Genomic DNA, 16,588 nt, shown 5'->3' with positions numbered 1-16,588 from the left:
GGTTCCGAGGGTGGCGGCAGTGTCGTGGACGCGGAGTTCTGGGCGGCCGTCGAGCGCGGCGACGCCGCAGCGCTGGCGACGACGTTGGACACCGACACCTCCGTCCTCGATCCGCTGATGCCGGCCCTTGCGGGGTGGCACCGGCAGCAGCAGGAGCAGAACACCACCGACGGCTGGCGCTACCGCGTCTCCTGGACGCCGCTCTCCCCCGAGGGCACTGCTCTCGCCACGGGCGCCTGGCTCGTCGTCACCACCGACGACGGTGACACCCCCGGAGCCTGGGCCGAGGCCGTGGCCGGTGAACTCGCCGCGCGCGGCGGGACCCCGCACCGCCTCCACTTGGACGACGGCCACCTCGACCGGGCCGCGCTGGCCCAGGCCCTGGGCGAGTTCGGCGAACTCGCGGGCGTCGTCTCGCTGCTCGCCCTGGACGGCCGCGACGCGGCCGGACACCCGGGCCTGCCCCTCGGCACCGGCCTGACCTCCGTGCTGCTCCAGGCGCTCGGCGACGCCGGACTGACCGCGCCCGTGTGGACGCTGACCAGCGGCGCCGTCTCCGTCGCCCGCTGGGACGCCGTCACCGCACCCGCCCAGGCCGCCGTCTGGGGCCTCGGACGCGTCGCCGCGCTGGAGCACCCGGACCGCTGGGGCGGCCTGGTCGACGTGCCCGGCACGCCCGACGCACGCGCCGCCCGACGGCTCGTCGACGCCGTCGCCGCGGGCGACGAGGACCAGGTCGCACTGCGCGCGTCCGGCCTCTTCGGCCGCCGCCTGGTGCGCGCACCGCGCCCGGCCGGCGCGGACACGCAGTGGACGCCGTCCGGCACCGTCCTCATCACGGGCGGTACGGGTGCCCTGGGCGCCCGGGTCGCCCGCTGGGCCGTCGGCAACGGCGCCGCCCACGTGGTGCTGACCAGCCGTCGCGGACCCGCCGCACCCGGCGCCGACGACCTGCGCCGTGAACTGGAGGAGGGCGGCGCCGCCGTCACCGTCGCGGCCTGCGACACCGCCGACCGCGCGCAGGTGGCCGCCGTCCTGGCCGAGATCCCGGCCGACCGGCCGCTCACCGCCGTGGTCCACGCGGCCGGTGTGCTGGACGACGGCATCCTCGACGCGCTCACCCCCGACCGCATCGCCGGCGTCATGGCGCCCAAGGCCGGGGCCGCGCTGATCCTGGACGAGCTGACCGCGGACCTGGACCTGGACGCGTTCGTGCTGTTCGCCTCCACCGCCGGCATCTGGGGCGGTCCCGGACAGGCCAACTACGCCGCGGCCAACGCCGTACTCGACGCGGTCGCCGAACACCGCCGCGCCCACGGCCGTGCCGCCACCTCCCTCGCCTGGGGCCCGTGGGCCGACGCGGGCATGGCCGACAGCGCCGCCGTCGAGGCACGGCAGCGCAAGGGCGGCGTGTACTCCCTCGCGCCCGACTCCGCGATGACGGTGCTCCAGCAGACCGTCGCCGACGGCGACCCGACGCTGACCGTCGCCGGCATCGACTGGGAGAAGTACGCGCCCGCGTTCACCGCCACCCGCCGCAGCGTGCTGCTCGACCAGATCCCCGAGGCGCGCAAGGCCCTGGACGCCGTCGCCGACGACGGGACGCCCGGCACGCCCGACGGGCTCGCCTCCCACCTGGCCGGACTCTCCGAGGCGGAGCGGGACCGCGAACTCCTGGATCTGGTGCGCAAGCACGTGGCGGGAGTCCTCGGCTTCGCCTCCCCGTCCGACGTCGAGTCCAGTGCCGTGTTCTCCGCCATCGGCTTCGACTCGCTGACCGCCGTCGACCTGCGCAACAGGCTCGGCATGGTCACCGGCCTGCGTCTCCCGGCGACGCTGATCTTCGACTTCCCGACGCCGCAGGCGCTGATGCGCCACCTGCGCACGGAACTGGTCGGCTCCTCCGCCGAACAGCTCCCCGCGACCACCACGGCCGCGCCCGTCGCCGGAACGGCCGTGACCGGCGACGACCCGATCGCCATCGTCGGCATGAGCTGCCGCCTCCCCGGCGGCGTCGGCTCGCCGGAGGCGTTCTGGCGGCTGCTGTCCGAAGGCGTCGACGCCATCTCCGACTTCCCCGCCGAACGCGGATGGGACGTCGAGGGCGTCTACAGCGACGACAAGGACAAGGCCGGCACCACCTACACCCGGCACGGCGGATTCGTCGACGGCATCGCCGACTTCGACTCCACCCTGTTCGGCGTCAACCCGCGCGAGGCGCTCTCCATGGACCCGCAGCAGCGCCTGCTGCTGGAGGCCGTGTGGGAGGCGGCCGAGCGCTCCGGCATCGACCCGCTGTCCCTGGCAGGCAGCCGCACCGGCATGTTCGCCGGCAGCAACGGCTCCGACTACGGCGGCCTGCTCCTGGCCCAGCCGCAGGGCGCGGACGGCTACTTCATGACCGGCAACGCCGCCAGCGTGCTGTCCGGACGCATCGCCTACAGCCTCGGGCTGGAGGGCCCGGCGGTCACCGTCGACACGGCCTGCTCCTCCTCCCTGGTCGCTCTGCACCTGGCGGCGCAGGCGCTCCGCGCCGACGAGTGCTCGCTCGCGCTGGCCAGCGGCGTCACGCTCATCTCCACCCCGTCGCCGTTCGTGCAGTTCAGCCGCCAGCACGGCCTCGCCGTCGACGGCCGCTGCAAGGCGTTCTCCGACGACGCCGACGGCACCGGATGGGCCGAGGGCGTGGGCGTGCTGGTGCTGGAACGCCTCTCCGACGCCCGCCGCAACGGCCACACCGTGCTCGCCCTCGTCACCGGCTCCGCCACCAACCAGGACGGTGCGTCCAACGGCCTGACCGCGCCCAACGGCCCCTCCCAGCAGCGGGTCATCCGGCAGGCCCTCGCGACCGCCGGGCTCACGCCCGCCGACGTCGACGCCGTCGAGGCGCACGGCACCGGCACCTCGCTCGGCGACCCGATCGAGGCCCAGGCCCTCCTCGCCACCTACGGGCAGGGCCGGGACGCCGGCACGCCGCTGTGGCTCGGCTCGGTGAAGTCCAACATCGGGCACACGCAGGCCGCGGCGGGTGTCGCGGGCGTCATGAAGATGGTGCTCGCCATGCGGCACGAGAAGTTGCCGAAGTCCCTGCACGTCTCCGAACCGTCCAGCCACATCGACTGGTCGGCGGGCGCCGTGGAACTCCTTGCGGAGTCCCGCCCGTGGGAGCGCACCGACCGGCCGCGTCGCGCCGGCGTGTCCTCGTTCGGCATCAGCGGCACCAATGCCCACGTCATCATCGAGGAGGCCCCGGCAGAGAGCACCGAGGAGGCCGCGGACCGCACGGGCACGCCGCTTCCCGCCCTGCCGTGGCCGGTGTCGGCCAAGACCGCCGCCGGACTCGCCGAGCAGGCGGGCAGGCTGCTCGCCGGCCCGGCCGCCGACGGCTCCGGTGCCGACCCCCTCGACATGGCCTTCTCCCTGGCCACCACCCGCGCGGCGCTCGACCACCGCGCGGTGGTCGTCGGCGGCGACACCGCCGCACTCCGCGCCGGGCTGGAGGCGCTGACCACCGGCGAGAACGCCACCGGCCTGGTCCGCGACGCCGTCGCCGGCGAGGGCCTGACCGCGTTCGTGTTCTCCGGCCAGGGCGGCCAGCGCGCCGGAATGGGCCGCGAACTCAGCCAGGCGTTCCCCGTCTTCGACGACGCGCTGCACGAGGTGTGCGCCCACTTCGACGCCGTCCTCGACCGCCCGCTGCGCGAGGTGATGTTCGAGGACCCGGACGGCCTGCTGCGGCAGACCGGCTGGGCGCAGCCCGCGCTCTTCGCGGTCGAGGTGGCGCTGTTCCGCCTGGCCGAGTCCTGGGGCCTGCGCCCGGACTACCTCGCCGGCCACTCCGTCGGCGAGCTGGCCGCCGCGCACGTCGCCGGCGTCCTGACGCTTGCGGACGCCTGCGCGCTGGTCACCGCCCGCGCCACGCTGATGCAGGCGCTGCCCGAGGGCGGCGCCATGTGGGCGGTGCGCGCCACGCCCGCCGAGGTCGAACCGCACCTGGTGGACGGCGCGTCGATCGCCGCCGTCAACGCCCCCGGCCAGGTCGTGGTCTCCGGCGCCCGCGAGGCCGTCGAGCAGGTCGCCTCCGTGCTGACCGAAGGGCGGCAGTCGCGGTGGCTGGAGGTCAGCCACGCCTTCCACAGCCCCCTGATGGACCCGATGCTGGAGGACTTCCGCAAGGCCGCCGCCGGCATCGCCATGGAACGCCCCCGCATCCCCGTCGTCTCGACCCTCAGCGGCGAACCCGTACGGGAGTTCACCGCCGACTACTGGGTGGACCAGCTGCGCGGCACCGTCCGGTTCGCGGACGCCACGGCACGCCTCGCCGCCGAGGGCGTCACCCGGTTCGTCGAACTCGGCCCGGACGCCTCCCTCGTCGGCGCCGTGGAGGAGACCAGCGACGACGCGCTCGCCGTCGCCCTGCTGCGCCGCGACCGCTTCGAACCGGAGACCACCGTCACCGCCCTCGCCCGGCTGTGGGCGCACGGCGGCACGGTCGACTGGGCGGCGTTCTTCGCCCCCACCCCGGCCCGCGTCACCGGCCTGCCCACGTACGCCTTCCAGCACCGGTCGTTCTGGCCGGAACCGGCCGTGGCCCCGCGCGGCGACGTCACCGCCGCCGGGCTCAGCGACGCCGGACATCCGCTGCTGGGCGCCGCGGTCACCCTCGCCGGTGACGGCGGAACCCTCTTCACCAGCCGGCTCAGCCTGCGCGACCACGCCTGGATCGCCGACCACGACGTCCTGGGCACGGTCCTCTTCCCCGGCACCGGCTTCCTGGAGCTGGCGCTGCGGGCGGCGGCCGAGGTCGGCTGCGACCAGGTCGAGGAACTCACCCTCGCCGCGCCGCTGATGATGCCGCAGGACGGCGCCGTGCAGCTCCAGCTCGCCGTCGGCGCCCCCGACCCCTCCGGACTGCGCACCGTGCAGATCCACTCCCGGGCCGAGGGCGCCACGCCCGGCACCCCGTGGACGCTGCACGCCACCGGCACCCTCGGCGACGCCCCCGCGGCTCAGGAGCCGGACGGCCTCGCCGCCTGGCCGCCGCCCGGCGCCGAACCCCTCGACGTCTCCGGCTTCTACGACATGTACCTCCAGGGCGGCTTCACCTACGGCCCGTCCTTCCGGGGACTCCGCCAGGCCTGGCGGGCCGGCGACGACGTGTACGCCGAGATCTCGCTGCCCGCCGAGTTCGACGCGGAGACCGCCCGCTACGGCATCCACCCGCCGCTGCTCGACGCGGCCGTGCAGGCGCTGACGTTCATCGCCCTGGACGGCAGCGGCGAGAGCAGGCTGCCGTTCTCCTGGTCCGGCGTCTCGCTGTACGCCTCCGGCGCGTCCGCGCTGCGGGTACGGCTGGCCCAGTCCGGCCCGGACGCGCTGAGCATGGACATCGCCGACGGCACCGGCCGCCCGGTCGCCGCCGTGGAGTCGCTGGCCATGCGGCAGGTCTCCGCCGCGCAGCTGCGCCCGGCCGGAAACGCCTACCCCGACGCGATGTTCCAGCTCGACTGGTCCCCGGCCCAGGTCGGCGGGGACGGCGCGACCGACACCGCGGCCTGGGCCGTGCTGGGCGCCGACAGCCTCGGCCTGACCGACGCCCTGGGCGCCCGTCCCGTCGCGGACCTCGCCGCGCTCGGCGCGTCCGACGCCCCCGCCGTGGTGCTGGTGCCCTGCGCCGGTGTCACCGGGGACGACCCGGACCCGGACGCCATGGCCGGCGCGGCACGGCGGCTGGCGCACGACGTGCTGGCGCTGCTCCAGCAGTGGCTGGCCGACAGCCGGTACGGGCGCAGCGAGCTGGTGTTCGTCACCCGCGGCGCCGTCGCCCCCGACGAGGCCGAAGGGCTCGCCGACCCGGCCGCCGCCACCGTGTGGGGCCTCGTACGGTCCGCGCAGACCGAGGAGCCCGGCCGGTTCCGGCTCGTCGACCTCGACGACGCCACCCGGGCCGCCGCCCTGCTGCCGGGTGTCCTGGCCTCCGACGAGACCCAGGTCGCCGTCCGCGGCGGCACGGTCCGTGCCGCCCGCCTGACGCGGCTGACCGGTGCCTCGGACGGCGGAGCGCTGCTCCCGCCCGCCGACACCGGCACCTGGCGTCTGGACACCACCGGCCGCGGCTCGCTGGCCCACCTCACCCTCGCCCCCGACGACGAGCTGCACGCACCGCTCGCACCCGAGCAGGTGCGGGTGTCCGTACGGGCCGCCGGCCTCAACTTCCGCGACGTGCTCAACGCCCTCGACATGTACCCCGGCGACCCCGGCCCGATGGGCGTCGAGGGAGCGGGCGTCATCACCGAGGTCGGCCCGGACGTCACCGGCTTCCGGCCGGGGGACCGCGTCCTGGGCATGTTCGGCAAGGCGTTCGGCCCGGTGTCCGTCGCCGACCACCGCATGATCGCCCGGATGCCGGACGACTGGTCCTTCGAACAGGCCGCGTCCGCGCCGATCGTGTTCCTCACCGCCTACTACGGCCTGGTCGAGCTCGCCAAGCTGCGGCCCGGCGAGTCGGTGCTGGTGCACGCCGCCGCGGGCGGCGTCGGCATGGCCGCCACCCAGATCGCACGCCACCTCGGCGCCGACGTGTTCGGCACCGCGAGCGCACCCAAGCAGGACACCCTGCGCGCCCAGGGCCTCGCCGACGACCACATCGCCTCCTCCCGCGACCTCGGCTTCGAGGACCGGTTCCGGGCCGTGGCCGAGGGCGGCCGTGTGGACGTCGTCCTCAACTCCCTCGCCGGGGAGTACGTCGACGCGTCGCTGCGCCTCCTCACCACCGGAGGCCGCTTCCTGGAGATGGGCAAGACCGACGTCCGCACGCCCGAGGCCGTCGAGGAGCACCACCCCGGCGTCGGCTACCACGCCTTCGACCTCGTCGAGGCCGGGGCCGAACGCATCGGGGAGATGCTGGCAGAGGTGCTCCGCCTCATCGACGAGGGCGCCCTCACCCCGCTGCCGACGAAGACGTGGGACGTCCGCCGAGCCCCCGAGGCGTACCGGTACGTGCAGCAGGCCAAGCACATCGGCAAGGTCGTGCTCAGCATGCCGAAGCCGATCGACCCGGACGGCACCGTCCTGGTCACCGGCGGCACCGGCGGCCTCGGCCGCTACGTCGCCCGCCACCTGGTGCAGCAGCACGGCGCCCGCCACCTGCTGCTCACCAGCAGGCGCGGTGAGGCGGCCGAGGGGGCGGCCGCGTTCCGTGACGAACTCGCCGCGCTCGGCGCCACCGTCACCCTCGCCGCGTGCGACGCCGCCGACCGGGACGCGCTGCGCGCCACCCTGGGCCGCGTCCCCGCCGACCACCCGCTCACCGCCGTGGTGCACGTCGCCGGAGTCGTCGACGACGGGGTCCTCTCCGCCCTCGACCCCGGCCGGATGGACACCACCCTGCGGCCCAAGATGGACGCCGCGCTCAACCTGTACACCCTCACCCGCGACGCCGACCTGGCCGCCTTCGTGCTCTTCTCCGGAGCCGCCGGCACCTTCGGCGGCGCCGGACAGGGCAACTACGCGGCGGCCAACGCCTTCGTCGACGAGTTCGCCCGCTGGGCACGCCACCGCGGCACCCCCGCCGTGGCGCTGGCCTGGGGACCGTGGGTCGCCGACCGCGGCATGACCGGTCACCTCACCGAGACCGACTTCGCCCGCATGGCGCAGGCCGGCCTCCGGCCGCTCGGCGAACAGCAGGGCATGGCGCTGCTCGACTTCGCGCTCCGCGCAGACCGGGCCGCGGTGCTCCCCATGCGGTTCGACGCCGGCTCCGCCGCGGGCGGCGACGGCCCCGTGCCGCCGCTGCTGCGCGCCCTCGCCGGTACGTCCACCCGCCGCACGGCCGCCTCCGCCCCCGCGGCGGCGCAGCCGGACACCGCGGACCTGCGCCGCACCCTGGGCGCACTGCCCGCCGACGAACGGGTCGACCACCTGGTGGACCTGGTCTGCGCCGAGGCCGCCGCCGTCCTCGGACACGGCTCGGCCGACGAGGTCGATCCCGAACAGGCCTTCAACGACGCGGGCTTCGACTCCCTGACCGCCATCGAGCTGCGCAACCGGATGAACTCCCTCACCGGCAGCCGGCTCCCGGCCACGCTGATCTTCGACTACCCGACGCCCGTGGCGCTCGCCGAGTACGTGTGCGCCGCGCTCGACCCGGGCGACGGGGACGGCGACGGCGAGGGAACGGCCGGCCCGGCGGGCGAAGGGGCGGGTGCAGCGGCGACCGCGACGGACGCCTCGGCGCTGGACGAGATCGCCCGGCTGGAGAAGCTGCTCGACCACCTGGCCGCAGGCGGCGGCGTGAACGGGGCGGTCGGGGAGCGCCTCGGCGCGCTGGCGGCCAAGTGGTCCGCGCACGCCACGCCGGCCACCACCGCCCCCGAGGCGGCGGACCACGGCGACGAGGACGACGAACTGGAATCGGCGACGGCCGACGAACTCTTCAAGCTGATCGACGGCGAGTTCGGCGGCACGTCTTGAGCGAGGACAAGGTTGTGGGCAACTCCGACGGCGAGCAGAAGCTGCTCGACTACCTCAAGAAGGTCACCGGCGACCTCCGCCAGGCGCACCGGCGGCTGCGCGACCTGGAGGCCGCGAACAACGAGCCCATCGCCGTCATCGGGATGAGCTGCCGCTTCCCCGGCGACGTGCGCACGCCGGAGGACCTGTGGCAGCTCCTCGCCGACGGCGGCGACGGCATGGGTGCCTTCCCCGTCGACCGCGGCTGGGACCTGGAGGCGCTCTACAACGCCGACCACACGCAGGCCGGCACCAGCTACACCCGGGTCGGCGGCTTCGTGCACGACGCCACCACCTTCGACGCCGGCTTCTTCGGCATGAGCCCCCGCGAGGCCATGGCGATGGACCCGCAGCAGCGCATGCTGCTCCAGGCGTCCTGGGAGGCGTTCGAGCACGCGGGCATCGACCCGCACGGCTTGAAGAACACCGACACCGGCGTCTTCGTCGGCGCTGCCTCCACCGGCTACGGCACCCACCTCACCGCCCTCCCCGAGGGCGTCGAGGGCTACATGCTCACCGGCAACTCCATGGCCGTCGCCTCCGGCCGCATCGCCTACACGCTCGGGTTGAAGGGCCCGGCGGCCACCATCGACACCGCCTGCTCGTCGTCGCTGGTCGCCCTCCACATGGCCGTGCAGGCGCTGCGCTCCGGCGACTGCTCCCTCGCCCTCGTCGGCGGCGTCACCGTCATGTCGACGCCCGGCATGTTCCTGGAGTTCAGCCGCCAGCAGGGCCTTGCCACCGACGGCCGGTGCAAGGCGTTCTCCGACGACGCCGACGGCACCGGCTGGAGCGAGGGCGTCGGCCTGATCGTGCTCGGCAAGCTCTCCGAGGCGCGCAAGCACGGCCACCGCGTCCTCGCCGTCGTCAAGGGCTCCGCCATCAACCAGGACGGTGCGTCCAACGGCCTCACCGTCCCCAACGGCCCCTCCCAGCAGGGTGTCATCACGCAGGCGCTGGCCGGCGCCGGGCTGAAGGCGTCCGAGGTGGACGCCGTCGAGGCGCACGGTACCGGCACTTCGCTGGGCGACCCGATCGAGGCGCACGCCCTGCTCGCCACGTACGGGCAGGACCGGGAGGCGGACCGTCCGCTGTGGCTGGGATCGGTCAAGTCCAACCTCGGGCACACGCAGGCCGCGGCGGGCGTCGCGGGCGTGATGAAGATGATCCTCGCCCTCCAGCACGAACAGCTGCCGAAGTCCCTGTACGTCGGCACGCCCTCCACCCACGTCGACTGGTCGGCGGGCGCGGTGGAACTGCTCGCGGAGTCCCGCCCGTGGGCCCGTACCGACGAGCGCCCGCGGCGGGCCGGTGTGTCCTCGTTCGGCATCAGCGGCACCAACGCCCACGTGATCATCGAGGAGCCCCCGGCCGAGGAACCGGCCGAGCAAAACGGCGCCGCCGTCTCACCGCCGGTCGTTCCGTGGCTGCTCACCGCCCGGCAGCCCGAGGCCCTGCCCCGGCTCGCCGCACGTCTGCGCACCTCCCTCGCCGCCCGGCCGGACACCGCGCCCGCGGCCGTCGGCCGCACCCTGGCCACCCACCGCGCCGTGTTCGAACAGCGCGCCGTCGTGCTCGCGACCGACACGGACTCCGCACTCGCTCAACTCGACGCCCTCGCGGGGGACAAGCCGTCCCCGCACGTGGTCCGGGGGACCGCGGCACGCGGCGGCGGCCGTGCGCGCGGGCGTACGGCGTTCGTGTTCTCGGGGCAGGGTGGTCAGCGGGCGGGGATGGGGCGTGAGCTCTCCGAGGTGTTCCCGGTGTTCGCGGAGGCGCTGGACGAGGTGTGTGCGCACTTCGACGGGCTGCGTGAGGTGATGTTCGAGGACGGCGACGGTGTGCTGCGGCAGACGGGGTGGGCGCAGCCGGCGTTGTTCGCGGTGGAGGTGGCGCTGTTCCGCCTGGTCACGTCGTGGGGTGTGAAGCCGGACTATCTGGTGGGGCATTCGGTGGGTGAACTGGCGGCCGCGCATGTGGCGGGGGTGCTGTCGCTGGAGGACGCGTGTGCGCTGGTGAAGGCGCGGGCGTCGTTGATGCAGGCGCTGCCCGACGGCGGCGCGATGTGGGCGGTGCGTGCCACGGCTGAGGAGGTCGAGCCGCACCTGGTGGAGGGCGTGTCGGTCGCCGCGGTGAACGCCCCCGGCCAGGTCGTGGTCTCCGGCGCCCGGGAAGCCGTGGAGCAGGTGGCGGCCGTGCTGGGGGAGGGGCGGCAGTCGCGGTGGCTGGAGGTCAGTCACGCCTTCCACTCCGTGCTGATGGACCCGATGCTGGAGGACTTCCGCCGCGTCGCGGCAGGCATCTCCTTCCACCCGGCGAAGACCCCGCTCGTCTCCACCCTGACCGGTGAGCGTGTACGGGAGTTCACCGCCGACTACTGGGTGGACCAGGTGCGCGGCACGGTCCGCTTCGCGGACGCCACGGCACGCCTCCGCGCCGACGGGGTCACCCGCTGCATCGAACTGGGTCCGGACGCGAGCCTGGTCGGTGCGATCGGCGAGACCTGCGAGGACGAGGTCCTCGCCGTGGCCGCCCTGCACCGCGACAAGCCGGAGGCACAGGCCGCCCTCGCCGCCGTCTCCCGGCTCTGGACGCACGGCCTTCGCGTGGACTGGGACGCGTTTTTCGCCCCGTCCGGCGCCCGGACCGTCGAACTGCCCACCTACCCCTTCGCCCGCGACCGCTACTGGATGGAGAACCCCGAAGGCGCTCAGCACACGTCCCGCGCAGCCGGTCACCCGGCGGACGCGGAGCTGTGGAACGCGCTCGAGAACGCGGACGCCGAGTCGTTCGCGGCCGAACTGGGCCTCGGCGCCGAATCCTCCCTGCGCGAGACCCTGCCCGCCCTGTCCGCGTGGCAGAAGCAGCGCCGCGCACGCGCCGAGGTCGACCGCCTCCGCTACGAGATCACCTGGCAGTCGGTGGTCACCGAGGAGGCCGGGGACGTCTCCGGCGGCTGGCTGATCGTGCAGGCGCAGGGGCCGGAAGAGCCGTGGGCCGACGCCCTGGCCGACGCCCTCGCAGCCCGCGGCGCCCAGGTGAGCCGGCTGGACGTGGCCACCGGCACCACGTCGCGCGGTGAACTCGCAGACCGGCTCGGCGCGTTCGCGGACTGCGGACGCGTGGTGTCGTTCCTCGGCCAGGACGAGTCGGAGCAGCGGGGCCCGGCGTCCACCATGGTGCTGGTGCAGGCGCTCGCGGACGCCGGAAGCGGCGCCCGCCTCTGGGCGGTGACCTCCGGCGCGGTCGCCGGCGGTCCCGGGGAGACGGTGACGCATCCGGTACGGGCCGGCGTCTGGGGCCTCGGCCGTGTGGTGGCGCTGGAGGAGCCCGACCGCTGGGGCGGGTTGGTGGACGTTCCCGACGTACCGGACAAGGGTGCGGTCGGGCGTCTGGTGGAAGTGCTGGCCGGAGGTGCGGGCGAGGAGGATCAGCTCGCGGTGCGCGGCAGCGCGGTGCTGGGCCGTCGTCTTGCGCCCGCCCGCCACGCGGAGCCGGTGTGGGCGCCGTCGGGGACGGTGCTGGTCACCGGTGGCACGGGCGCGTTGGGCGCGCGGGTCGCGCGGTGGGTGCTGGAGCGTGGTGCCGAGGGTGTGGTGCTGGTCTCCCGCCGGGGCATGGACGCCCCGGGTGCGGCTGAGTTGCGCGACGAGCTGACGCCGCTGGGCGGCGTGGACGTCGTCGCCTGCGATGTGGGTTCTGCCGCGGAGGTGGCAGACCTGTTCGGCCGTTTCGAAGTGTCGGCGGTCGTGCACTGTGCCGGTGCGCTGGACGACGGTGTGGTGGACGGTCTGACCGCCGACCGGTTGGCGGGTGTGTGGTCCGGTAAGGCGGGCGCGGCCTGGAATCTGCACCGTGCGGCCGGGGGCCGGGAGCTGGACGCGTTCGTGCTGTTCTCCTCCGCGGCCGGTGTGTGGGGCGGTGCCGGGCAGGGCTCGTACGCGGCCGCCAACGCGGCGCTGGACGCGCTGGCCGACCACCGCCGGGCCCGGGGTCTGCCGGCGGCGTCGGTGGCGTGGGGTCCGTGGGCGGAGGGCGGCATGGCCGCCGACGACGTGGTGCAGGCCCGTGCCGAGCGCGGCGGTCTGACCCCGCTCGACCCCGAGATCGCCGTCGGGCTGCTGGACTCCGTCTCCGGCTGCGTGACCGTCGCCGACGTCGACTGGACGACGTTCGTCCCCGCCGCGACGGCACTCCGTCCCAACACCCTGTGGGCGGAGCTGGCGCCTGCCGCCGCCGCGCCGGCCGCTCCCCGCGCCGCAGGCGGTCTGGCGGAACGGCTGGCCGGTGCCTCGGCCACCGCCCGCCGGTCGACGGTGACCGAGCTGGTGCGCGGCCAGGTCGCCGCCGTCCTCGGCTTCGCCGACCCCTCGGCCGTCGAACTCGGCGTGGCCTTCCGTGAGCTGGGCTTCGACTCGCTCACCGCCGTCGAACTGCGTAACGCGCTGACCGCCGCGAGCGGCCTGAAGCTGCCCTCCACCCTCGTCTTCGACTACCCGACCGTGGAAGCTCTCGCCGGCCACCTCCTCGGTGAACTGTCCGGAGAGATCGCCGACTCCGCCGAGGCTCCGGTCACCGCCACCGTCGTCACGGGGGACGACCCCGTGGTCGTGGTGGGCATGGGCTGCCGCTTCCCGGGTGGTGTGGACTCCCCGGACGGCCTGTGGACCCTGCTCGCCGACGGTGTCGACGCCATGGGCCCCTTCCCGCTCGACCGTGGCTGGGAACTCGACCCGCACTTCGGCTCCGGCTTCGTCCCGGTCGGCGGCTTCCTCGACGGAGCCACCGACTTCGACGCCGGTCTGTTCGGCATCTCCCCGCGTGAGGCACTGGCCATGGACCCGCAGCAGCGCATGCTGCTCGAGGTGGCCTGGGACTCGCTCGAACGTGCCGGCATCGCCCCGCTGTCGCTGCGCGGAACGCCCGTCGGCGTGTTCGTCGGCACCAACGGCCAGGACTACGGCGCCCTTCTCGCGGCCTCCGCCGAATCCGTCGAGGGCTACGGCGCCACCGGCAACTCCGGCAGCGTGCTGTCCGGCCGCGTCAGCTACGTGCTCGGCCTCGAAGGCCCCGCGGTCACCGTGGACACCGCGTGCTCCGCATCCCTGGTCGCGCTGCACCAGGCGGCGCACGCGCTGCGGTCCGGCGAGTGCTCCCTCGCCCTGGCGGGCGGCGTGACGGTGATGTCGACGCCGGGCGCGTTCGCCGAGTTCGCCGCCCAGAGCGGGCTCGCGGGTGACGGCCGGTGCAAGGCGTTCTCCGACGACGCCGACGGCACCGGCTGGGGCGAGGGCGCCGGCGTGCTGGTGCTGGAACGGCTCTCCGACGCCCGCCGCAACGGTCACCACGTCCTGGCGACCGTGCGCGGCTCGGCAGTCAACCAGGACGGCGCGTCCAACGGTCTGACCGCCCCCAACGGGCCGTCCCAGCAGCGCGTCATCCGGCAGGCGCTCGCCCAGGCGGGCGTGCGGGCGTCCGAGGTGGACGCCGTCGAGGCGCACGGCACCGGCACTTCGCTGGGCGACCCGATCGAGGCGCAGGCCCTGCTCGCCACGTACGGGCAGGACCGGGAGGCGGACCGTCCGCTGTGGCTGGGATCGGTCAAGTCCAACCTCGGGCACACGCAGGCCGCGGCGGGCGTCGCGGGCGTGATGAAGATGATCCTCGCGCTGCGGCACGAGAAGCTGCCGAAGTCCCTGCACATCGGTGAGCCGTCGTCCCACGTGGACTGGTCGAGCGGCGCCGTACGGCTCCTCGCGGACGCCCGCGACTGGCCCGGCACGGACGGCCCCCGCCTCGCGGGCGTCTCGTCGTTCGGCGTCAGCGGCACCAACGCCCACGTCATCATCGAGGGCGCCGCTGTGGCATCGGACGAGGCGGAGAGCGCGGCCGACGGTCCGGCCGCGGAGCTGCCCGTCCTTCCCTGGCTGGTCTCCGCGAAGACCGCCGGGGGCGTGGCGTCCCAGGCTGCACGGCTGCTGTCGGCCGTCGAAGGACGGCCGGGAGCGGATGTGGGCCTGACGCTGGCCACGGCCCGCTCGGGCCTGGACCACCGCGCCGCCGTGATGGGTGAGGACGTGGCCGAACTGCGCCGCGGCCTCGCCGCCCTGGCTGCGGGCGAACCCGCCGCCGGTCTCGTCTCCGGCCAGCCCGTGGACGGTCTCACCGGTTTCGTGTTCTCGGGGCAGGGTGGTCAGCGGGCGGGGATGGGGCGTGAACTCTCCGAGGCGTTCCCGGTGTTCGCGGAGACGCTGGACGAGGTGTGTGCGCACTTCGACGGGCTGCGCGAGGTGATGTTCGAGGACGGCGACGGTGTGCTGCGACAGACCGGGTGGGCGCAGCCCGCGCTGTTCGCGGTCGAGGTGGCGCTGTTCCGCCTGGTCACGTCGTGGGGTGTGAAGCCGGACTACCTCGTGGGCCATTCGGTGGGTGAACTGGCCGCCGCGCATGTGGCGGGGGTGTTGTCGCTGGCGGACGCGTGTGCGCTGGTGAAGGCGCGGGCGTCGTTGATGCAGGCGCTGCCCGACGGCGGCGCGATGTGGGCGGTGCGTGCCACGCCGGAGGAGGTCGAGCCGCACCTGGTGGAGGGCGTGTCGGTCGCCGCGGTGAACGCGCCGGGCCAGGTCGTCGTCTCCGGCGCCCGCGAGGCCGTCGAACAGGTCGCCGGGGCGCTGCCGGACCTGGACGGCCGGTGGCTGGAGGTCAGCCACGCCTTCCACTCCGTCCTGATGGACCCCATGCTCGACGCGTTCCGCCGCGCCGCCGCGGGGACGGCCTTCCGGCGCCCCGACGTGCCGATCGTCTCCACTCTCACCGGCGACCTGGTCGAGGAGTTCACCGCCGACTACTGGGCCGACCAGGTGCGCGGCACCGTCCGCTTCGCGGACGCCACCGCCCGCGCCCGGGCACTGGGCGTGTCCCGGTTCCTGGAACTCGGCCCCGACGCGAGCCTGGTCGGTGCGATCGGCGAGACCTGCGAGGACGGCGCTGTCGCGGTGGCCCTGCTGCGCCGTGAGAAGCCCGAACCGCGTACGGCCGTGACCGCTCTGGCCCGCTTCTGGGCGCACGGCGGCACCGTCGACTGGGCGGCGTTCTTCGCCCCCGCCGGCGCGCACGCCACCGCGCTGCCCACCTACGCCTTCCAGCGTCAGCGTTACTGGCCGCAGTTCCCCGTGGCGGCCCCTGCCGTCGGCGGGGCGGACGGCACCTTCTGGGAGGCCGTCGAGTCCGCCGACGCGGAACGCTTCGCCGCCGAGTTCGGCATCGACCTGGAAGCGCCGCTGCGGGACACCCTTCCGGCGCTCTCCGCCTGGCAGCAGCGACGGCAGGAACGCGCGGCCGTGGACCGGCTGCGCTACGAGGTCTCCTGGTCGCCGGTCGGCCTCACGGCGGGCACGGTCGTCTCGGGCGACTGGCTGATCGTCGAACGCGACGGCTCGGACGACCCGTGGGCCGCCGCGCTGGGCGAGGAACTGGCGCGACGCGGCGCACAGCCGGCCTCGATGCGTCTCACCGCGGCAGACCTGGAACGCGCCCCGCTGGCCGAGCGGCTGCGCGAGGCCGGGCACTGCGCGCACGTCGTCTCCTTCCTCGGGCAGGAGGAGCCGGAGCAGGGCGGCCCGGCGTCCACGATGCTGCTGGTGCAGGCACTCGCCGACGCCGGAAGTGACGCCCGCCTCTGGGCGGTGACGTCCGGCGCGGTCGCGGCCGGCCCCGGTGACGCGGTCCCGCACCCCGTTCAGGCCGGTGTCTGGGGTCTGGGTCGTGTGGTGGCGCTGGAGGAGCCGGGCCGCTGGGGCGGGTTGGTGGACGTTCCCGAGGTGCCGGACGCGTTGGCGGTCGGGCGTCTGGTGGAGGTGCTGGCGGGCGCGGCTCCCGGTGAGGACCAGGTCGCGGTGCGCGGCGGCGCGGTGCTGGGGCGTCGTCTTGCGCCTGCCCGGGAGGCGGAGCCGGTGTGGGTGCCGTCGGGGACGGTGCTGGTGACCGGTGGCACGGGCGCGTTGGGCGCGCGGGTCGCGCGGTGGGTGCTGGAGCGTGGTGCCGAGGGTGTGGTGCTGGTCTCCCGCCGGGGCATGGA

1 protein-coding gene and 1 pseudogene are annotated in these 16,588 nt (G+C 74.9%); both read left to right on the top strand.

Features of this window, described 5'->3' with window-relative positions:
• Positions 1 to 24: 24 nt before the first annotated feature.
• Positions 25 to 8,472: pseudogene (locus K304_RS0119945) on the top strand (SDR family NAD(P)-dependent oxidoreductase); the annotation flags it as partial.
• Between the two features lie 14 nt (positions 8,473 to 8,486).
• Positions 8,487 to 16,588 (top strand): type I polyketide synthase (locus K304_RS33440; protein ID WP_158687378.1); only part of this gene is annotated, 8,102 nt, incomplete at its 3' end.

Source organism: Streptomyces sp. CNS606, assembly GCF_000426325.1.
The sequence above is the reverse complement of the archived record's forward strand: the minus strand, read 5'-3'. Positions and strand labels throughout refer to the sequence as shown.